Origin of the sequence: Nesterenkonia sandarakina (assembly GCF_003003175.1) — a bacterium.
Classification (GTDB): Bacteria; Actinomycetota; Actinomycetes; order Actinomycetales; family Micrococcaceae; genus Nesterenkonia; species Nesterenkonia sandarakina_A.
Genome location: NZ_PVTY01000001.1, coordinates 1 through 19,781, shown reverse-complemented (window position 1 = coordinate 19,781; position 19,781 = coordinate 1). Strand labels below are relative to the sequence as shown.

Below are 19,781 nucleotides of genomic sequence, written 5' to 3'. Positions count from 1 at the left end.
GGACTCTCATGCGCATCACTGGCGCAGTACTGGAAGAAGTCGGCCGTTCTGGTCCGTACGCGGAAAGCAGGCCGATCAGCGTAGACGTTCTGGACCTGGAGGGACCGGGTCCGTCGGAGCTGCTGGTCCGCATGGAGGCCGCCGGCGTGTGTCACTCCGACCTCTCGGTGGTCAACGCCGACCGCGCGCGGCCGGTGCCGATGCTGCTGGGACACGAGGCCGCGGGAATCGTTGAAGCGGTGGGCGAGGACGTCGAGGACATCCCGGTGGGACAGCGCGTGGTGATGACCTTCCTGCCGCGCTGCGAGCGGTGTGAAAACTGCCTGGTCGGAGGTCAGCTGCCGTGTACCCCGGGCTCCCGGGCCAACAACGAGGGGACTCTGCTCTCCGGCGCCCGCCGGCTCAGCCGCAGGGGCGACCCCGTGCATCATCACCTGGGTGTCTCTGGGTTCGCCACCCACGTCGTGGCCGACCGTGCCTCGGTCGTGCCCGTGGGTCAGGACGTCCCTCCGGCGGTGGCCGCGGTGCTCGGCTGCGCGGTGCTCACCGGTGGCGGTGCACTGATCAACGCCGCCCGACCGGCGCCAGGACAGAGCGTGATGATCGTGGGCCTCGGCGGCGTCGGCATGGCCGCGCTCATCACAGCATTGGCCGAGGGCTGTGAACGCGTGGTCGGCGTAGACATGTCAGAGGACAAGCTGACCATGGCGCGCGCGCTGGGCGCCCACGAGGTCTACACCCCCCAGGAGGTGGAGCAGAAGGAGATCCGGACCCACCACGCGATCGAATGTGCCGGCAACCCCATGGCCTTCGAGACGGCGTTCGGCGCCACGAGTCCCGGCGGACGCACGGTGACCACAGGCCTGCCGCATCCCTCGGCCGTCGCCACGATCTCGCCGCTGAGAATCACCTCCGAGGCCCGCACGATCATCGGGTCCTACCTCGGGTCCTCAGTGCCCAGCCGGGATATCCCGCACTACGAACAACTCTGGCGCGAGGGCAGGCTGCCCGTGGAGAAGCTCATCAGTTCCCGCATCCGACTGGAAGACATCAATCAGGCGATGGACGACCTGGCCGCAGGCCGAGCCGTCCGGCAGGTCATCGAATTCGAAGGACTGGGAGACTAGCCATGTCAGACACCCTGCAGAACACTGGATCGACTCCCGAGGATGACGGGCCGCGGGACCCGGCGACCTCGCCGCACTGGAAGGCGGGACCCTTCGATGTCCGGCTGCCCTTCGTGCACTATCGGATCGAGTGGCCTGACTACACCCAGGGGCTCTTCATGTGCGCCGTCGACCTGGCGGCCATCCCCCTCATGGTCAACCTCTTGGGCATGCCCTTCGAGGTCGCGCTCGCCGTCGTGCTTCTCAACGGGCTGCTCTACCTGACCCACCACCTCCTGGGCGACCCGGTGGTGCCAGGCTGGATCACTCCTGCCATCCCGCTGGTGATGGCGTACTGTGAGACCTTCCCGGAGGGCGAGGAACGAATCCATGCCCTGATCTCCTTCCAGATCCTGTTGGGGCTCTTCTCCATCATGCTCGGAGTCACCGGCCTGGCCAGACGGGTGGTCAAGGCCATTCCGGCGGCCATCAAAGCGGGCGTCCTCATGGGCGCCGGGATCGCCGCCGTCCAGCGGATCTTCGCCGAGGGCGGGGAGTTCCATGACTTCCCCGTCACGATCACGATCGCCGTGGGACTCGCCTTCTTCCTCATGTATTCCCGCGGCTTCGCGTCGTGGCGGGGACGCAACAGGTTTGCCATGCAGATCGGCAAGCTCGGCGTGCTTCCGTGCATCCTGGTCGCGGTGGTCGTCGCTCCCCTGGCTGGAGAAGCTGAATGGTCCGATGTCGAGTGGGGACTCATCCAGCCGGACTTCATGACCCTGTGGCAGGAATACACCGTGTTCGGCCTCGGCCTGCCCCCGTTGTCGATGTTCCTCCTGGCCATCCCCACGGTGCTGGCCACCTACATCGTCGTCTTCGGGGATTCGCTGCAGGCAGACGCGGTTCTGAAGGAAGCCGATAAGGCCCGGCCCGACCAGAAGGTCGAATACAACCCTGACCGTGCACACATGATCTTCGGAGCCCGCAATGCGCTGATGGGAGTCATCGGTCCCGACGTGGCGATGGCGGGACCCGTCTGGGCCGCGATGCTGGTGGTGGTCACCGAGCGCTACAAAGAGGGCAAGAAGGCGATGAAGAACCTCTACGGCGGGATGGGATCCTTCCGCTGGGGCACCAACACAGGACTTCTCCTGCTGCCGATCGTCACGCTCGTCGAGCCGATCCTCGGTGTCGCGCTCGCCCTGACCCTCCTCATCCAAGCCTTCGTCAGTGTGCGCATCGGCATCATGCAGGCCCGCAGCCAGCGCGACCTCGGGATCGCCGGCGTGACAGCAGGCGCCCTGGCCCTCATGGGAGCGGGCTGGGGTCTGGCCGTCGGCGCCTTCCTGTGCGCGGTCATCTACGGACGTCGATTCTTCGTGGGTGAGGACGACGGCACGTTTGCCGAGAAGGACTGACCAATTGACTACTCGAGAGGAAATCGCATGAGCATCTTGGACAAGGACCCAGCGTCCGCTCCCGAGAAGGAACGCGCCGCCGCTGTGCTGGCGCGGACCCCGACCGGGCTGTTGATCAATGGACAGTGGCAGAAGTCCTCTGACGGCTCCACCTTCAAGGTCGAGAACCCGGCCACAGGTGAGATCTTGACGACCGTGGCCTCGGCCACCGCCGCCGATGCCTCGGCGGCCATGGACGCGGCGGCGCACGCCCAGGAGTCCTGGGCCCGAACTCCGACACGGGTACGAGCCGAGATCCTGCGTCGAGCCTTCGACCTCGTCCACGAACGCTCCGAGGACCTGGCCCTCCTGATGACCCTGGAGATGGGAAAGCCTCTGGCTCAGGCGCACGGCGAGGTCGTCTACGGCGGAGAGTTCCTGCGCTGGTTCTCCGAAGAGGCGGTCAGGGACTACGGACGCTACGCACCGGTCCCGGAGGGCAACCTGCGGATGGTGGTCACCCATAAGCCGGTGGGCCCGTGTCTGCTGATCACGCCGTGGAACTTCCCACTGGCGATGGCCACGCGCAAAGTCGCTCCGGCCATCGCCGCCGGATGCACCATGATCCTGAAACCGGCCGCACTGACCCCGCTCACCGCCAATTACTTCGCCCAGATCATGATCGACGCCGGGTTGCCTGCAGGTGTGCTCAATGTGATCCCCACCGATTCGGCCGCGACCGTCTCAGAGCCGATCATGTCCGATCCGCGACTGCGCAAGATCTCGTTCACCGGGTCCACCGCAGTGGGCAAGCATCTGATGAAGGTCGCCGCCGAAAACGTGCTGCGCACGTCGATGGAGCTCGGGGGCAATGGCCCGCTGCTCGTGTTCGAAGACGCAGACCTCGACAAGGCGGTCGCCGGTGCTATGGCGGCCAAGATGCGCAATATGGGGGAAGCCTGCACCGCGGCCAACCGCTTGTTGGTCCACGAGTCGATCGCTGAGGAGTTCGTGGCGAGGCTGGCCCAGCAGATGTCCGCGCTGACCCTGGGCTCTGGGACGGATGACCGGGTCGACGTCGGGCCGCTGATCGATGCCAAGGCCCGGGACTCCGTGGAGCAGCTTGTCAGTGATGCCGTGGCGCGCGGTGCAGAGGTCGTCGTCGGTGGCCGACGCGGGGACGGTCCCGGCTACTTCTACGAGCCGACCCTGCTGCGCAACGTGCCCGCCGAGGCTCGAGTCATTGGTGAAGAGATCTTCGGCCCCGTAGCCCCGGTGCTGACCTTCAGTGACGAGGATGAGGCGGTGGCCCTCGCCAACTCCACCGAGTACGGCCTGGCCTCCTACGTGTTCACCGAAGACTTCTCCCGCGGGCTCCGCATCGGTGATCGCATCGAATTCGGCCTGGTGGGTGTCAATGTCGGAGTGATCTCCAATGCAGCCGCCCCCTTCGGCGGGGTCAAGCAGTCGGGACTGGGTCGCGAGGGCGGGGCCGAAGGCATCGCTGAGTACACCACCACCCAGTACCTGGGCATCGAGGACCCCTGGAGAGCGGCCTGAGCCCGAGCCCGGCTGCGTTTCGCTCCGCGCAGTTCTAGGACACACTGGGCCCATGTCTGATGCCGAGAAGATCACCACGCAGCGGTCGACGGTCGATGAATGGACCGTAGGTCTGTCCCAGTCCACCGGTTCACCGGGCGGCGGAGCCGGGGCCGGGGTGATGCTGGCGATCGCAGCGTCACTGACCTCGATGGTCGCCGGGTACACCGAGGCTGACCCAGAGCGCGCGGACCGGCTGGCCGCCATACTGGCTCGAGCCGCGACCCTGCGCGAGTCAGCCCTGCAGCTGGCCGACGACGACGCGACCGCCTCTCGTGCCTTCGGTGCCGCCTTCAAGGTGGACCCCGGCCCAGAACGCGACGAGGCGATCCGTCGGGCCGCCATCGGGGCGGCCCAGTCCTCGGCCGAGCTCGGCCACCACGCCGTCGCCGCGATCGATGACCTGTCCTGGCTGGCAGAGCACGGCAAGCGGGCGGTGATCGCCGACGTCGTCGTCGCCTTCGGTGCCCTGCGGGCCGCCGTCGCCGGCGCGCGGACCAATGCCAGCTTCGACCTGGCCACGCTGAAGTCCTCGGGCTCCACGCTCGACGAGATCCACGCCGAGCACCCCAGGCTCTGGGACAGCGTCGAGACGCTCACCACCGCGATCGAACGCATCGATGCGTGCACCGACTCGATCGATCACCGGGCTGCCCCGACGGATCCGGTCGGGGCGTCCTAGACTCGGCACATGCGCTCCTCCCCCTCCCAGCACGTGGCATCCTCGCGCCGCGGCCCTGCCGCACTCCCCTGGCTGCTCCTGGCGCTGGACGGCCTCCTGGTGGTGGGCTTCGCCGCGCTGGGCAACCGCTCCCACGAGAGCGGACTCGCACTGGCTGACGTGTCGGGCACGGCCGCACCGTTTCTGCTCGGACTCTTGATCAGCTCGCTGGCGGTGCGCTTCTGGCGTCATCCCTCGCGGCTCTGGCCAGACGCCGTCCTGGTGATCCTCGGCACCGTGGCCCTGGGTATGACGGCGCGCGTGTTCAGCGGCAGCGGAGGCGCCGAATGGTCCTTCGTCCTTGTGGCACTAGGCGTGCTGAGCATCCTGTTGATCGGTCGGCGGATGCTGAGCGGGTGGCTCCTGCGCCTACGCTCGACGCAGCGGGGCTAACGCACGGCTCCCGTTCAGCCCACGTCCAGGTCGTAGTCGATACCGTAGAGACTGTAAGGGGGATTAAGGGATTGAAGAATGACATTTCTCCCCGGTATGCCTCGCAACAGAACTTTGGAGGAGACGCGACGTGAAAGCAGTGACATGGCAGGGCCATCACAAGGTAAGTGTAGAGACGGTTCCGGATCCGCAGATCCAGCAGAGCAACGACGCCATCATCGAGGTCACCTCCACCGCGATCTGCGGCTCTGACCTCCACCTCTACGAGGTGCTCGGCCCCTTCATGACCCCCGGCGACATCCTGGGCCACGAGCCCATGGGCCGCGTGGTCGAGGCGGGTCCCGACTCGAACCTCACCGCCGGTGACCGGGTCGTCATCCCGTTCCAGATCTCCTGCGGCAGCTGCTTCATGTGTCAGCGCGGCCTGCAGACCCAGTGTGAGGTCACCCAGGTCCGCGATCAGGGCATGGGGGCCGCACTCTACGGCTTCTCCGCGATGTACGGTGCGGTGCCGGGCGGCCAGGCGGAGTACCTCCGGGTGCCCCACGCCGACTACAGCCCGATCAAGGTGGGCAACGAGCTCCCGGACCACCGCTACCTCTTCCTCTCCGACGTGATCCCCACCGCCTGGCAGGGCGTCGCCTACACCGGGCTCAAGCGCGGGGACAGCATCGCGATCATCGGACTCGGCCCCATCGGCCAGTTCGCAGCACGCATCGCCAAGCACCACGGCATGAAGGTCTACGCGATCGATCCCGTGGCGGAGCGCCGCGAGATGGCTGCTCGACACGGAGTCATGGTCTTCGACATCGGCGAAGAGTCGCTGAACCAGATCCGCGAGGCCACCGGCGGCCGCGGTCCCGACGGCGTCGTGGACGCAGTGGGCATGGAAGCCCACGGCTCCCCCATCGCCAAGGCGGCCCAGATCTCGGCGCAGTTCCTCCCGGATGCAGCCGGCAAGGCGATGATGCAGACCGTGGGCGTGGACCGCCTGGCGGCCCTGTACTCCGCGATCGAGCTCGTCCGCCGCGGCGGCACGATCTCGCTGAGCGGCGTCTACGGCGGAGCGGCCAGCCCGCTCCCGCTGATCACGATGTTCGACAAGCAGATCACCTTCAAGATGGGTCAGGCCAACGTGAAGAACTGGGTCGACAAGATCCTGCCGCTTCTCGAGGACCCCGCAGATCCGCTGGGTGTGGATGACTTCATCACGCACACCCTGCCGCTGAGCGACGCCCCCGGCGCCTACGAGATGTTCCAGAAGAAGGAAGACGGCTGCATCAAGGTCGTCCTGGATCCCACCAAGTCAGCGGTCTGAGCGAGCGCATCACCCGCCTGAGTCGGCCCCCGGGCCCGACCCATCACTCTCGAAGGGATTCAGTCATGACGACAGATCCGTACACCCAGCAGGATCCCCGGACCAAGTACCGGCACAGCGACCTCCCCGAGCAGGAGCAGTCCGATCAGCCCGGGCTGACCGGTGAGACAAGTCCGGAACCGGATCACGGTGAAGAGAGCTGGGTCGGCCACGGCCGGCTCAAGGGTCGAAAGACGCTGATCACCGGCGGCGACTCAGGCATCGGTCGCGCGGTCGCCATCGCCTTCGCCCGCGAGGGCTCCGACATCGCGATCGCTTATCTCCCCGAGGAAGAGGAAGATGCCCAGGTCTCCGCGCGGCACGTCCGCGAGACCGGCCGACAGTGCGCGACCTACCCGGTGGACATCACCGAGGAGGACGCCGCAGTGGGCATCGTGCGCCGCACTGTCGAAGACCTCGGCGGCATCGATGTGCTGATCCTCAACGCGGCCTATCAGCGGGCGCGCCACGGCGTCGACTCGACACCCACGGCAGAGGTCCGCAAGGTCTTCGAGACGAACCTGATCGCGCACATCGTGATCACTCGCGAGGCGGTGCCCCACTTGAACCCGGGTGCGTCGATCATCGTGACCACCTCGATCCAGGCGGTCGGTCCCAAACCGGAGCTCTTCGACTACGCGATGTCCAAGGCAGCACAGGTCGCCTTCATCGAGTCCATGGCGGCCGAGCTTGCCGAGAAGGGCGTCCGAGTCAACGGGGTGGCACCGGGTCCGATCTGGACTCCGCTGATCCCTGCCACCGGGTTCGACGGTGTTGCTCAGTTCGGTCAGGACACTCCCCTGGGTCGACCGGGGCAGCCAGCCGAGCTTGCCGGGGCGTACGTCTACCTCGCCAGCGAAGAGGCCTCCTACGTCTCCGGCTCGGTCATTCCCGTGACCGGCGGCAAGGGATTCTGACCCGCTGCGCCTCGTACCCGCTCGATTTAGGAAAGGATTCTCATCATGGCACGGTCAAGCGTGAAGGATGAGGAGCTCTACGAACGCCTCCGCGAGGAGGGCAACTCCAAGGAGAAGTCTGCTCGCATCGCCAACGCCGCCGCGAAAGAAGGTCGCAGCAGCGAGGGCGAGAAGGGCGGGGAGGCCTCGAACTACGAGGACCGGACCGTGGCCCAGCTGCGGGACCGGGCCAAGGAGCTCGGCCTCACCGGATACTCGGAGCTCAAGAAGAACGAACTGATCGACGCGCTGCGCAACCACTGAGCAGCGTAGAGAAAGCGCGACACTGACGAACAGGGCTCAGGCTGTCCCGCGATGTCGATCCGCAGACAGTGATGGCCGGGAACCCCGCGGGGTTCCCGGCCATCACTGTCTCAGCTGGTGCTCAGAGGCAGCGGGATGTCACTCGCTGTAGCTGGGGCTTCCCAGCTTGCCGGCGAGCACGTCCTCTCCGGCGGCCTGGCGGTTCTCCACGGAACCGGTCCAGGAGCCCCACGGAGCGGGATCAATGGTGTCGCCGTTGTTTCCGAGGTTCGCGAGGCGCTGTTCCTCCTCCTCGGTGAAGTTCTGCACCGCGAGGGGCTGCAGGTGCTTCACGTCCTCGACGGTGAGGCCGATGTTCTTCGCGATCCGCTGACCATAGTCGTCGTGGATCATGAAGAAGTGCCAGACCATGCGCTCCTGAACATCGCGCTCGGACTGCTCGAGCATGCCGGTGAGTACGTTGATGAGCTCATCGCGCTCCCAGTCCATGATGGTGTTGTAGCGGCCCCGAGCCTGGAGATAGTCGTTGCGACGATCCAGGTTCGCCTGGACCAGGTGTCCGCCCACGGCTGGCGGGTTGTTCGGCTGCGGCTCGGGTGACTCGTGCAGTCCGTTGTGGATGGACGGCTCGTAGTTCACGTGCGGGTTCTGCTCGGGGTGCACGTCGTTGCCGAAGGACATCAGTCCCCCGCGCTGGTTCGTGTAGACCCTGCCGTCACGGCCCTTGGGCTGGTTGACCGGCAGCTGCAGGTAGTTCGCACCCACACGGTGGCGCTGGGCGTCCGAGTAGGAGAACGTGCGTCCCACCAGCATCTTGTCGTCCGAGAAGTCGAGACCGTCGACCAGGACACCGGTACCCATGGCGATCTGCTCGTTCTCGTTGTGGTGGTCCTCCACGTTGCGGTTCAGCGTCATGACGCCGATCTTGCGCAGCGGGAACTGATCCTCGGGCCAGATCTTGGTGTCATCCAGCGGATCCCAGCCGAGCTCGGGGTGATCATGATCTTCCATGATCTGGACGTGGACGTCCCACTGCGGGAAGTCGCCGCGTTCGATCGCCTCGAAGAGGTCCTTCGACGCGTGGCCCAGGTCCTGGCCCTGCACCTTGGCAGACTCAGCCTCAGTCATCGAAGCCACGCCGGCGCGCGGGTGGAAGTGGTATTTCACCAGGACGGTCTCGCCCTCGGCGTTGACCATCTTGTAGGTGTTGACGCCGAAGCCCTCCATGTGGCGGTAGGTCGCCGGGATGCCACGGGGGCTGAAGAGGTGAGTCAGCATGTGCATCGACTCGGGAGTCTGGCTCATGAAGTCCAGGATGCGGTTGGGCTCCTGGCGGAAGGTGACGGGATCCGGCTTCAGCGAGTGGATCACGTCGGGGAACTTGATCGCGTCGCGGATGAAGAACACGGGCAGGTTGTTGCCCACGAGGTCCCAGTTGCCGTCCTCGGTGTAGAACTTCACGGCGAAGCCGCGGGGGTCGCGGGCCGCCTCGGAGGAGTCACGGCCGCCGATGACGGTGGAGAAGCGGATGGCCAGGTCGGTCTTCTTGCCAGCCTCCTGGAAGAGCTTGGCGCGGGTGTACTTCGACGCCGGCTCATCACCGATCATGCCGGTGGCCTCGAACTCGCCGTAGGCGACGAATCCACGCGCGTGGACCACGCGCTCCGGGATGCGCTCCCGGTCGAAGTGGCTGATCTTCTCGAGGAACTGGTAGTTCTCCAGCGTGGCGGGTCCGCGGTTGCCCACGGTGCGCTGGTTCTGGTTATTGGCGACAGGGTGGCCCTGTCGAGTGGTCAGGATCGGATCGGTCTGTGCCAATTCGCTCTCCTCTTCGCTGCAGCCAGGTCCCTTGCGTCGTGGACGGAAGGGCGCTCTGACGAGCCTGACTCTTCACGAGCAGGCCTGTGGGGTGGACCCTTTGAGCTTAGCAAGATCAACTAGTTATTACGAGTAGTTCAGAACTAGTCGCTCAGCGTGTCTTCTCGAAGGTGCGGCGGTCCTTCCGGAACGCCCGATGGCGCGCGTATTCGTGGACCGACTCCAGCTGCTCCCGCTGGTTCTCGGCATCCAGGATCAGGCCCTCGAACACCTGCGGATCGACCCCGAGCGCGTCGGCGTGGTCCCGCATCACCTTCCACCCATGCAGCTTGCCCGTCACGGCCGTGATCATCATCTCCGCCTCGACCACCAGAGTGGAGGGAGAGCGTCCGCCGGGGAGACGGCCGTTGGGCTTGAGCCGGCCGACCCGCTCCCCCATCCAGGCGATGGTGGTGGAGGCAGGGGAGGTGGGGAAGCCCTGACGTTGGATGAGCTTGACCAGGAAGCCGCGTTCACGCCGGATGGCCTCGGCGACCTCGGAGATCTCCGGGAAGACCGGGGTGTCAACATAGTCCGCCGCCATCCGCTTGATCCGGTTCGTTCCGGCCGTGGCCCCGGCCAGGTGGTCGGCCATGTACTGACGCAGCAGCAGGGCGTCCACCTCTTCACCGATCTCGTGCTCGGCGCCGGGAAGCTCGGGCCGCTCGGACTCGTCGAGGTTCCGGGGGCGCAGCGGCACGGACGCGGCACCGACGCCTGCGGCCATGCCCTCGACGAGCTCCTCCAGCGCCTGCGCACCCGAGTAGGCCGGTGCCCACTGGAGTTCCTTCTTGGCCCGGGAGCTGTCCATCACCGGGACGTGCAGCCCCATGTCCAGCCAGCCCTCGTCCGTCGGAAGGATCCGAGCCCGGTGCGCGGCCTTGATCAGCGGACGCAGCGCTGCGCCAGGCAGTGGAAGCTTCAGTCCGGAAGTCTTGTCGCCCGAGACGACCTTCGTGATGGCGTCCCCGTCGAGCAGGTCATCGGCGCAGATGTTGAAGGCGCCCTCGGCGCCGAGGATCGCGGCCTGTGCGTAGGCCGCGGCCAGGTCATCTGCGTGCACCGCCTGGGTACGGATGCCGCCAGGTACCGGGACCACCGGGGGCCGGAGGAGCTGCAGGAGCTGCACCGGTGCCATCTGGCCGGCGAAGTAGCGCTGGATCTCCGATCCTGCCGCGCGCTGGAAGACCAGCCCCGGGCGCAGCCGGGCGAGGGTGAAGTCTGGATGCTCGGCCAGGAACTCGTCCATGACGCGCTCCTGGGCGACCTTGTCCTCGCTGTAGTGAGACCCGGGGATGCCCTCGGTGGGCCACTGCTCATCGTGGGCCACGTCGTCCTCGGCCGGGGAGTAGACCCCGACCGAGGAGGCGACGACGGCGTGGCGCACCCCTGCCTGGGCCGCCGCGTCGAGCACGTGCCGGGTGCCGTTCACATTCACTCGACGCAGCACGCTGCGCTGAGTGTTGGGCTGGATCAACCAGGCCAGATGGATCACCGCGTCGCAGCCCGAGAGCGCCTTCGCCAGATCCGGCACGACCTCCGGGTACTGGATGTCCGCGCGCTGCCACTGCGCCTCTGCGTACGGTGCGGCATCGGTGTCAGGGAGTCGCCGCGCGATCCCCAGCACGCTGTCCACCTCAGGACGGGTGCTGAGGTGGCGCAGCACCGCTGTTCCGACGTTGCCCGTGGCTCCGATGACGGCGATGCGCATAGGTTCTCCTGCTCGGTGGTGTCTGGTCTGGGTGCTCAGTGCGGGACGTCCCTGCGGCGGGATTCACCAGCGTTCGTGGACCGAGGGAGCGATCTTGTCGGCGTAGAGCTTCCGCACGGCGGCGCGGAAATCGTCCGAGAGCTGAGGTGCGGAACCTGCCTCGGCGTTCTGGCGGGCCTGTTCGGCGTTGCGCGCCCCGGGGATGACGGTGCTCACGCCGGAGGACTGGATGATCCAGGCAAGCGCCGCCGTCGTCGGCTTCAGCCCTTCCTGCTCGGCGAGCTCGGAGAACTGCGCGGCCGCCTCGACACCGGTGCCGAAGTCCACTCCGGAGAAGGTCTCGCCGATGTCGAAGGCCTCACCGGAGCGGTTGTAGCTGCGGTGATCGGTGTCTTCGAAGGTGGTGTCCTTCGTGTAGCGCCCGCTGAGCAGACCGCTGGCGAGCGGGACGCGCGCGATGATCCCGACTCCGGCTTCCTTCGCCGCCGGCAGCACCTTCTCCAGGGGCTTCTGTCGGAAGGCGTTGAGGATGATCTGCACCGAGGCGACATTGGGGCGGGCGATGGCGCTCAGCGCCTGGTCCACGGTCTCCACGCTGACCCCGTAGTGCGCGATGGCACCCGATTCGACCAGGGCATCCAGACGATCGAAGACGGCGTCTGAGCTGAAGACGTCGTCATCGGGGCAGTGCAGCTGCACCAGGTCCAGGGTGTCTCGGCCGAGGTTCTTCCGGGATCGATCGATCCAGGCCTGGAAGTTCTCGGCGGTGGCGTGTGCCAGGCTGGGTGCTTCGGCGCGGCGGATCATCTTGGTGGCGACCAGGCCCGTCCATTCCGGGTTCTTGGTCAGCCACTTGCCGATCAGCTGCTCGGAGAGGCCGTCGCCGTAGACGTCTGCAGTGTCGAAGATGGTGACGCCGTGCTCGGCTGCGGCATCCATCACGGCGTTGGCATCGGCTTCCTCGACGCGACCGAAGTCTCCGCCGAACTGCCAGGTGCCGAGACCGATGGTGGACACTTCGCGGCCGGTGCGGCCGAGGACACGATGCTGCATGGGAGAACCTCCGAGAGTGGGTGTGACGTCTGCCTCCACCTTACTCCTGCCCGGGAACCCGCCACCGACATGCCACTGACACCTCACGGGTATGTGCGCACCGGCTTGACAGAGAACAACACGCTCCTCAGCGCCGAGCCGGGTGGGCACACGAAAAAGGTCCGGAGTCCTGTGCGGACTCCGGACCTGACCCACTCTGGTGGAGGTAAGGGGATTCGAAACACCCCCGTATTCACCGGTATTTAGCGGTTTTACCGCCGTATGTAGCATTCCGTGTAGCGATTGGCACCGCTTTGAAAGTTTCTCATACGGTTATCTTGCCAACGCCGTTTCAGTTTCTCGGCGGTCGCCGTAGTGTGAGAGCCCGACCAACGAGAGGACTTTATGGAACCCCTACCAATCCGTCGGACTCAGTGGACGCTTGTTCACGAGTCAGAGCCGGCTGCTGCTGAGCAAGGCTCTTGGCGCACGCTCAAATACGACATCGAGCACAACGGGAGTAGAGAGTCACTCCCCTACTACCTGGACATGGTCGCCGAGGATCTGCGGTCAGCACGCCTTGACGGCTACGAGTTCTTTTGGGTTCCCACAGATGCCAACCACAGTCACGCTCGGCACATCGATGACTTCTTGGAGACCTACGAGCGCGGCAACCCAGACAGCTTGCGAGACTGAGTCGAGCCCATGGCGAGACGTTAGTTAGGTCGTTTTGCTACACGGAGACTCCCAGACAAGAGCGCGGCTGGCGCTGAGTCCACCGACACTATTCAGTTTCGGTGGCGTAGATCTTCGTCCAGAAGTGTTCCCACTTCCGGCGATCTTTCCTATATCTGTCGCTGCGAGCCGCTGCCGCACCAAGCTCTTCTGCCGAGACTCCGCAGTGAAGCAGTAGCCGAAAGGTAAGCATCCAGCGCAAGGATCGAGTGAGTGCCACCAAGCGGAAGAACTCCTCCGGCTCGCCGATAGCCCCCGTGGCACCGTGTGCCAGTCGGTGACGGGCATCTACAACCGCGTTTCTCCACTTGGATAGATCGCCGATACATGATGGCACTGCCTTCGCCACTGGTTCCGCCAACACTTCTACTCGCTGCTTGTAGGGCTTCCCATACCGGTAGTTGTTCAATGCACCCGTGAGTGACTGTTTGATCTTCGGGGGCATCTCTGCGGCTTCGATAGCTGTCTTGGACTCCTGAATCTCTTCGGCGGTAAAACGCTCTTCTTTCGGGTACAGCAGTTCGTGGAGTGCTTCTGTGGTCGTCGCAAGAGTCAGCGATTCCGTTTCGGCTGTTGGTATGGAGCCAGCCCATACGGACGCCAGGATCTGGGGTACCGGAGAGAGTAGGTCAGCTTCTCCCAGCCAGTTGACCAACAGGCTCTGTTCTACATCCCCCTTCCGCAACAGCAGTTCGCCCGAGGACTGTGGGGCAGAAGCGTCTACGCCAATCCCGTAGGCGTCCACCGCCGTTTCCTCCCCCTTTCTCAACTGAACCCCACGTATGGGGCTTCTCTTGCCAGAGAGAATAGTCATCAGTGATTCCAGGGGTGTGGCGAACTCGGTCATTATCGTTTCAAGTGGAGCCCCTGGTTGAAGGACGATTTTTGCCTTGGTATTCGTCTGTGCGTCGAACCCACCTATGGAGGGCGCAGAGGTTCGTGCGTGAGCTGAGAGTGATAGTTCGCCTCCGTCTCGGAGTGCGATCGATTCGCGTTCAGGGAAATCGAGCGTCCACGTCTGTGGCATCCCATTGTGGGAGTTCGATATCGTCCGTGTGAAGTAGGAGTTGGCAGTCCAGTCATGGAGATTCGTGATGTCCAAGTACGCAGTATCGAACAGCATGCCGGGGTCACGAAGGGCGTCTCCCGTAAGGCACCACCTCACACGCATTTCCTGATTTCCGGAGGCAAGTTCTCCGGGTGCTGCGAAGTCAACTCGTGTAGTGCGGACTATGTCTGTTCCCCAAAGTGAAACCAATCTTGGGGTCATAGCCAGCGATCCAATGACCGTGAAACCGGCGGGCTCACTTGCTCTCGGCTGACCAATAATCATTCCATTAGGAGCCTTGTGATACTCCATCATGGGCGTGATCTCTGGACTGACTTCGAGGGTCACCTCTGTATCAACCAGCCTGAGTGTCCCTGTGACAACTTCCGTTTGTATTTCACCGTCGGGGCTGACCATTGAGAACTGCCCGAGAGAGTCCGTGTCAGTAAGAGGGAACTTTCGCATCGCCATGAGAAAAGTCTACGCACGGGCACAAGGGAGCCCCGCTGGAACTCAACCCAGCGGGGCTCTTCGTCGTGCTGCTCTACACCTCCCGCCAGTCCGTGCCACACCCGCAGTGCACCGAAACGCACACCCCTTCCAACAACCGAAGGTCTATGTAGTGCTCGAACTCGGTGCGCGCGGCTTCGCTCATTTCCACGTAGAGCGCCCACATGTTGGCTTCCACGTGCTCTTGCCCCAGCTCCCCGTTCGCCCTCGCTCGTGCCAGCAGAACCACCTTGTGCCGCCAGAGCTGCCAGGTAAGCACGAAGTGCCCTGCCATGTACTCAGCCAGCACCGGGCGCAGTTCGGCTTCCGGGAACCTCAGCTCGCGCTTCTCGGCTTCCGCACGCACTATCAGGTGCCACCTGAGTTCCGCACCGTTCAGCATCTCCGCAAGCATCTGGTCATACTCGCCAATATTCATTGCTCAACCTCCGAAACCAACATGCCGTTGTATTCGGGCAACACCACTTCTTCCAAACGCCCGGTGAACATGTTGAAGCGGCACTTGGTAATAACCTTCAAGATGCCGCAGAACCGGCACTTGCGCCCAACAACCAGCAGGTACTTCCTGTGAACGCGCTGCTCTTCTGGGTTCCCCACCAGCAAACAGCACTGGGGAAAATCTTCTTCATGCTCGGAAACCATGGCTGCTGCGCCGAGCCCGTGGCACACCCTCATGCCGCCACCCCCTCAGCTTTCGGCATGGAGGCATATGCGCCAGCACGGTTCAGAGCCGTTCTGAGAGTTTCTCTGCCCACGCCTAACCTCCGCGCCACTTCTGCCTTGGGTATGCCCTGAGAAACCAATGCCTCAGCTTGTGCCACTTGTTCCACACTTAGAGCCCCCGGCTTCGCGTACTTTCCGGTTCGCTTCGCGACTGCTATACCTTCTGCTTGTTGTTCCCGAATAACTTTGCGCTGGAACTCTGCGATGGCACCAAAAATAGAGAGAACCAACCTGCCGGTGAAATCCTGCTCTTCGTTGCTAATGAGCAGGTTCTCTTTCAGGAACCGGACACGCACGCCTTTTCCCGTGAGTTCTTCAACGATCCCGAAGAGGTCTGCAAGGCTGCGCGCCAGGCGGTCAATGCTGGCAATAACGACCTCATCACCCTCACGCACGAAATCAATCATTTCCCGCAGTGCTGGGCGCTGGCGGTTCTTGCCGCTGAGTTTGTCTTCAAACACTCTCTCAACTTCGCCTATGGCTTCTCGCTGCCGTGCCGGGTTCTGCGAAGTGCTCGAAACTCTTATGTATGCAACTTTCATGTTCCTTCCTCCCAATAGGGTTTAGATCTGCTTGGCACATGTGCCCAACAGCCGCGCAATGAACTTCATTGGGCGCACTATGGTTTCTAACCAGCAGTGCCCAGCGCGCTATACCCTGATGGGCAGTCGAAGCTATGTGCTATTCGACTCAGGACGTCATAGCAGATATGTTCTACTCGCCTGATATCATGGGATGTGATATAGGGAGGGGGTGATTACGTGCCGGGCAAAGGTTCTCGGAAAGCAAGCAAGGACGCGGTGAAGCTCTCAAAGGGCAGCACCAAGAAGATCCGGTCGGCTGGCGGTAAAGGGCTGGCTGAGCACAAGGAGCAGTCCCACTGAGGCTTGACCTCATAGCAAGAGCCCCGGTGAACGCTTGGTTCACCGGGGCTCTTGTCAACCCAAGAAGGAGGAACTTCTCTTGGGTGAATATCTAACTCAGAGCTTCCACACGTCGCGGGTGGAGCGTACCTCTTCGCCGTAAGCGTTCTTCAACCGCTGTATCTGAACGATGTTCTGTGCGGCAAGCTCCTCGTAGAACTTGCTGCGCTTTATCGCGCGCTCCACTTTCTCTTCGGTCACCACATAGATGACCCCAGCGAAGGGGCTGCCGTTGTTCTCTTGGGCGAAGAACCCGAGAATCCGGTCATACTCCGGCGTGCTCTTCCTGCTTGTCTCAATCTCGATAGCGGCGTGCCTGCCTTCGCCGTCGAAAACAACCCCGTCCGGTCTGCCGAGCCGGTCAATGCTCTGGCAATACTGAAACGCACGCAGGTTCTCCAACAAGTAATCCTCGGAGTGCCCAGAAGCCCTCCACGAACTCTGTGCGCTCCGCACTGCGCCCACACGTTGAATAGCCCCGTCTTCCTTTCCCCACACTGTGAGGGCATCCGCCTTGATAGCCGTCTCTGAAATGAAGAAGCCACTCTCGCCGCTCTCCCCGGTGAGGTAGGGCAGTCGGTCTTCCTCTGGCATAGCGGCAATGGTGGAAGCCAACCACTGCCCACGCGCCAAAATGTGCTTCGTTTCTCTCCCGCCGAACACCTGTTCGGCGGTCATCAGCGTTGCGTGCTCTTCCTCAAAACCGTAGGAGTTCAGGAGGCTCAGTGCCTTGCGCTTCAACACATACACCTGTGTAGGTGGCACCTGAACGGCTTCCAGCATTCCCGAGCGCACGAGAGCGCCCAGTCTGTTGTATGCCGTGGTTTCTTTCACCCCCAGAAGCTGGAAAGCCATTCGCTTGGTAATAACCCCGGCAAGCGCGCACAACGCGAGAACGAGAAAATCTTGCTCTCCGTAGAACTTGCGCACGCTCTTCTTCTTCTTGTTCCACCCCTTGGGGTAGAACACTCCGTCCTTGCCAACCTTGCCCAAGTCTCCGACTTCGTTCTCGGTGAGTGGTGCAGGATTGGCTCTTTCTTGCTTCGCTTCTTCCACGGCAACTGCGTTCAGAACTGGCGTCTGAGGCTTCGGGGCTGCCGCATGCTGCACCCGTGTTGCTCCTGCTCTCGACTTCTGCGCTGCTGTCGGTTTCGGCTTCTGTGGAGGCATGCTCTGTGCCGCCTTCGGCTGCGGTGCCACCTTGGGCATGCTTCGTGCTGCGCCTGTCTTGGTGCTAAATGGGTTCCCTTCGCTCATGATCGTTCCCTCCTGGGGTGCTTGCTGCTCGAAATGCTTCGAGGGCTTCGCAGTGGTATCTAACACGAAGCGCCCACACAACTCCGTGAGCACCCGAGATAGAACGCGCACAAAACTCTGTGAGCGCTCAGGGAAAACGCGCACGAAGCTCCGTGAGGACTCCAAAAACACGCACACAACTCTCAGAGAAACGACGGGGGTCGCCTCCACGTACCCACCCCCTACCGATCCACCGGACGGCGAAGAGCAAAAAGAGGGCACCTTCCCGAGACACACGCACCCCGCCGCTATCTGATCCCACCCAACCCCCAAAGAGACATGACCACTGACGCCGCCATATCAAGAAACCACCTACTCACCGCCGCTGCCGTTGAAACCGACCACACATCACAGAGCACAGAGCAAGAACTGAGAACCACAACATTGAAGCCCCAAGCTCCAATCTGTGAACCTCCACATTGCTAACGCCGCCAACAACTGTGAACACACAGCTTGCTACCGGGTAAGCACTGAGAACGAGAATCTGAGAACACACACTCCGATGCCACCGATGCCACCGATGCCGGCATCTGAGAACCAGCACATTCCAGCCCGAGCCCGGAACTGAACACCAGCACTTTGCAGACATGGACACATGCCACCACTGCACACAATGCCCACGGTGCCAACAACTGTGAACACGCAGAAGCGCTTCCCGGCATGGAAGAACGAGTGAATAGCACGGGGCAACATTCAGGTGCTCTGGCGCGTTGTACGGGGGAACACCGCCTATGTAACAGCCGCACCGCCGAACACCGTAGAGCTTTCGGGAAGCCCTTGGAGTCTCTGACAGTCTCCGCGCCGCGTAGAAAGTTGCTAAGCCTGAGGGCACCACACACCCCGCATATCCGCCCCGTTTCTTTTTTCTTTTCCCTATGTACTCCCGTGCGCCGTTAGAAAACCAGCACAACCCCAAGCAGGAGAAACACCATGAAAGAAAGGAACGTGACCACTGACACCGGCTTCACACTGATAGAACTAATCGTTGTTGTAATCATCATCGCCGTGATCGCAGCCATCGCCGTGCCGCTCTACAACGGCTTTCAAACTCAGGCGAAGCAAGCCGCCGTGGACAGCACCGCACGCACCGTGCTTCAAGAGTTCACGTTGAACGATGAACCCGATGACATCTACTACCGCTCTCAGGCAATGAACGAGCTGCGGCGCAAGCATCAAGACTTCTGGTTCGAGTGGGCGGACAGATACGCCGACACCTCGTGCCTCCGCGTGATGTGGAACGACGACAGAGAAATCTACAAGGATGTGGGCTCTCAGTGCCCCGGTGAGAACGTGAAGCTTCTGACTTGCTCCAAGCGCGCTAACGGGAACGTGTTCGTGTCATGGACTGCTCCGGCTGGCTCCACGCTGAGCCTCCGAGTGGGCTATACAGGGCTCACCACAGGGAACGTTATGAAACGAGACCATCTCTTCTCGAACAAGAACATTGCGGACAGCACGGACTTTGCGACTGCCACGCTGACCACTGCTGACGGCGAGACGCTGGAACCGGTACGGCTGAAATGCTCATAGCCCTCCGATATTAGAACCAGCGGATTCAGTCCCGCGTTATGTATACCGCATACGTAGAAAAGCCCCGGTGAAATCTGACCCACCGGGGCTTTTTTGCGCCCGTTGGCAAAATACTCGAACACGTTAGAAAGCCGGTGAGCCCACAACCACGGAGAACAGCCATGAGCACACACGAACAGGAAGCCTACGAACACGAATCTCTCGCACGCAGCCGCGAAGAGTGGGATGCCACCATGGAAGCTATTTGCGCAACCGCCAGAGAGCCCCAGGAGCGCAGCACTATTGAAGTGCTGGAACTCACCCGCTCAGATGTAGATGCCCTCTTAGAAACGCTCACAGCCTTCCGAGAGAAGCTCCCAGAAGACTCCGAACCCCTCGAAGCCTGGGTGCCTGGGGTCTGGGAAGAACTGAACAGAAGCTTGGAAGCAGAAGAACTCGCGGCGCTGGATTACGAAGATTTCCCGGCATGGATGGATGTGCGCATAGATGCACAGCTAAGCGCCTGGGAGGCGGAGAGAGCATGAGCTGAATATTGGCTTCGCTGGGGTCCACTGGTCGTGCGTTCCGGGGCCAGCACTCGGGTCCGGCGATAGCGGGCGTCGAGGCCGGTGATGGTGTGC

Annotated in this window: 18 protein-coding genes; 10 read left to right on the top strand and 8 right to left on the bottom strand. The window is 63.0% G+C overall.

Going from position 1 to position 19,781, the window contains the following annotated elements; genetic code table 11:
* Positions 1 to 8 precede the first annotated feature (8 nt).
* The 8 genes from BCL67_RS00095 (at position 9) to BCL67_RS00060 (ending at position 7,796) form a co-directional block, all read left to right on the top strand.
* Complete coding sequence (locus BCL67_RS00095; protein WP_106121450.1) at positions 9 to 1,127, top strand: alcohol dehydrogenase catalytic domain-containing protein; 1,119 nt, start codon at positions 9 to 11, stop codon at positions 1,125 to 1,127.
* A gap of 2 nt (positions 1,128 to 1,129) precedes the next feature.
* A complete protein-coding gene (locus BCL67_RS00090) occupies positions 1,130 to 2,527 on the top strand; it encodes a solute carrier family 23 protein (RefSeq protein WP_146131036.1) in 1,398 nt (465 codons plus the stop codon).
* Positions 2,528 to 2,554: 27 nt separating this feature from the next.
* Entirely contained in the window at positions 2,555 to 4,066 is a 1,512-nt protein-coding gene (locus BCL67_RS00085) for an NAD-dependent succinate-semialdehyde dehydrogenase (RefSeq protein WP_106121449.1), read from the top strand.
* Between the two features lie 52 nt (positions 4,067 to 4,118).
* Positions 4,119 to 4,787: a cyclodeaminase/cyclohydrolase family protein gene (locus BCL67_RS00080; protein WP_106121448.1), complete on the top strand. Its 669-nt coding sequence runs from the start codon at positions 4,119 to 4,121 to the stop codon at positions 4,785 to 4,787.
* A 9-nt stretch (positions 4,788 to 4,796) separates the two neighbouring features.
* A complete protein-coding gene (locus BCL67_RS00075; protein WP_106121447.1) occupies positions 4,797 to 5,219 on the top strand; it encodes a DUF3054 domain-containing protein in 423 nt (140 codons plus the stop codon).
* 130 nt (positions 5,220 to 5,349) lie between these two features.
* Positions 5,350 to 6,537, top strand: a complete 1,188-nt coding sequence (locus BCL67_RS00070) for an alcohol dehydrogenase catalytic domain-containing protein (protein ID WP_106121446.1) — start codon at positions 5,350 to 5,352, stop codon at positions 6,535 to 6,537.
* 65 nt (positions 6,538 to 6,602) lie between these two features.
* Positions 6,603 to 7,493, top strand: coding sequence for an SDR family oxidoreductase (locus tag BCL67_RS00065; RefSeq protein ID WP_106121445.1), 891 nt, complete (start codon positions 6,603 to 6,605; stop codon positions 7,491 to 7,493).
* Between the two features lie 45 nt (positions 7,494 to 7,538).
* Positions 7,539 to 7,796, top strand: coding sequence for a DUF7218 family protein (locus tag BCL67_RS00060; protein ID WP_106121444.1), 258 nt, complete (start codon positions 7,539 to 7,541; stop codon positions 7,794 to 7,796).
* Between the two features lie 138 nt (positions 7,797 to 7,934).
* On the opposite strand, the gene BCL67_RS00055 is transcribed toward BCL67_RS00060, so the two are convergent.
* From BCL67_RS00055 to BCL67_RS00015, 8 genes are all read right to left on the bottom strand, one after another.
* The gene (locus BCL67_RS00055; RefSeq protein WP_106121443.1) at positions 7,935 to 9,614 is read right to left on the bottom strand and encodes a catalase; all 1,680 of its coding nucleotides are present in this window, start codon (positions 9,612 to 9,614) and stop codon (positions 7,935 to 7,937) included.
* 151 nt (positions 9,615 to 9,765) lie between these two features.
* Complete coding sequence (locus BCL67_RS00050) at positions 9,766 to 11,364, bottom strand: NAD-dependent epimerase/dehydratase family protein (RefSeq protein ID WP_106121442.1); 1,599 nt, start codon at positions 11,362 to 11,364, stop codon at positions 9,766 to 9,768.
* A gap of 63 nt (positions 11,365 to 11,427) precedes the next feature.
* The gene (locus BCL67_RS00045; RefSeq protein WP_106121441.1) at positions 11,428 to 12,417 is read right to left on the bottom strand and encodes an aldo/keto reductase; all 990 of its coding nucleotides are present in this window, start codon (positions 12,415 to 12,417) and stop codon (positions 11,428 to 11,430) included.
* 763 nt (positions 12,418 to 13,180) lie between these two features.
* Positions 13,181 to 14,650, bottom strand: coding sequence for a HEPN domain-containing protein (locus tag BCL67_RS15130; RefSeq protein WP_146131035.1), 1,470 nt, complete (start codon positions 14,648 to 14,650; stop codon positions 13,181 to 13,183).
* Positions 14,651 to 14,723: 73 nt separating this feature from the next.
* On the bottom strand, positions 14,724 to 15,107 hold the full coding sequence (locus BCL67_RS00030; RefSeq protein WP_106121438.1) for a hypothetical protein: 384 nt from the start codon (positions 15,105 to 15,107) through the stop codon (positions 14,724 to 14,726).
* Positions 15,104 to 15,364, bottom strand: coding sequence for a hypothetical protein (locus BCL67_RS00025; protein ID WP_146131034.1), 261 nt, complete (start codon positions 15,362 to 15,364; stop codon positions 15,104 to 15,106). The genes BCL67_RS00030 and BCL67_RS00025 overlap by 4 nt, the downstream gene beginning before the upstream one ends.
* Entirely contained in the window at positions 15,361 to 15,954 is a 594-nt protein-coding gene (locus tag BCL67_RS00020; RefSeq protein ID WP_106121436.1) for a recombinase family protein, read from the bottom strand. Before BCL67_RS00020 ends, BCL67_RS00025 begins: the two co-directional genes overlap by 4 nt.
* Positions 15,955 to 16,392: 438 nt before the next feature.
* On the bottom strand, positions 16,393 to 17,592 hold the full coding sequence (locus tag BCL67_RS00015) for a hypothetical protein (RefSeq protein WP_146131033.1): 1,200 nt from the start codon (positions 17,590 to 17,592) through the stop codon (positions 16,393 to 16,395).
* 969 nt (positions 17,593 to 18,561) lie between these two features.
* Between BCL67_RS00015 and BCL67_RS00010 the strand changes: the two genes are divergently transcribed.
* Both BCL67_RS00010 and BCL67_RS00005 read left to right on the top strand, forming a co-directional pair.
* Positions 18,562 to 19,161, top strand: a complete 600-nt coding sequence (locus BCL67_RS00010) for a prepilin-type N-terminal cleavage/methylation domain-containing protein (protein ID WP_106121434.1) — start codon at positions 18,562 to 18,564, stop codon at positions 19,159 to 19,161.
* Positions 19,162 to 19,322: 161 nt separating this feature from the next.
* Complete coding sequence (locus BCL67_RS00005; RefSeq protein ID WP_106121433.1) at positions 19,323 to 19,685, top strand: hypothetical protein; 363 nt, start codon at positions 19,323 to 19,325, stop codon at positions 19,683 to 19,685.
* The last annotated feature ends 96 nt before the right edge of the window (positions 19,686 to 19,781 follow it).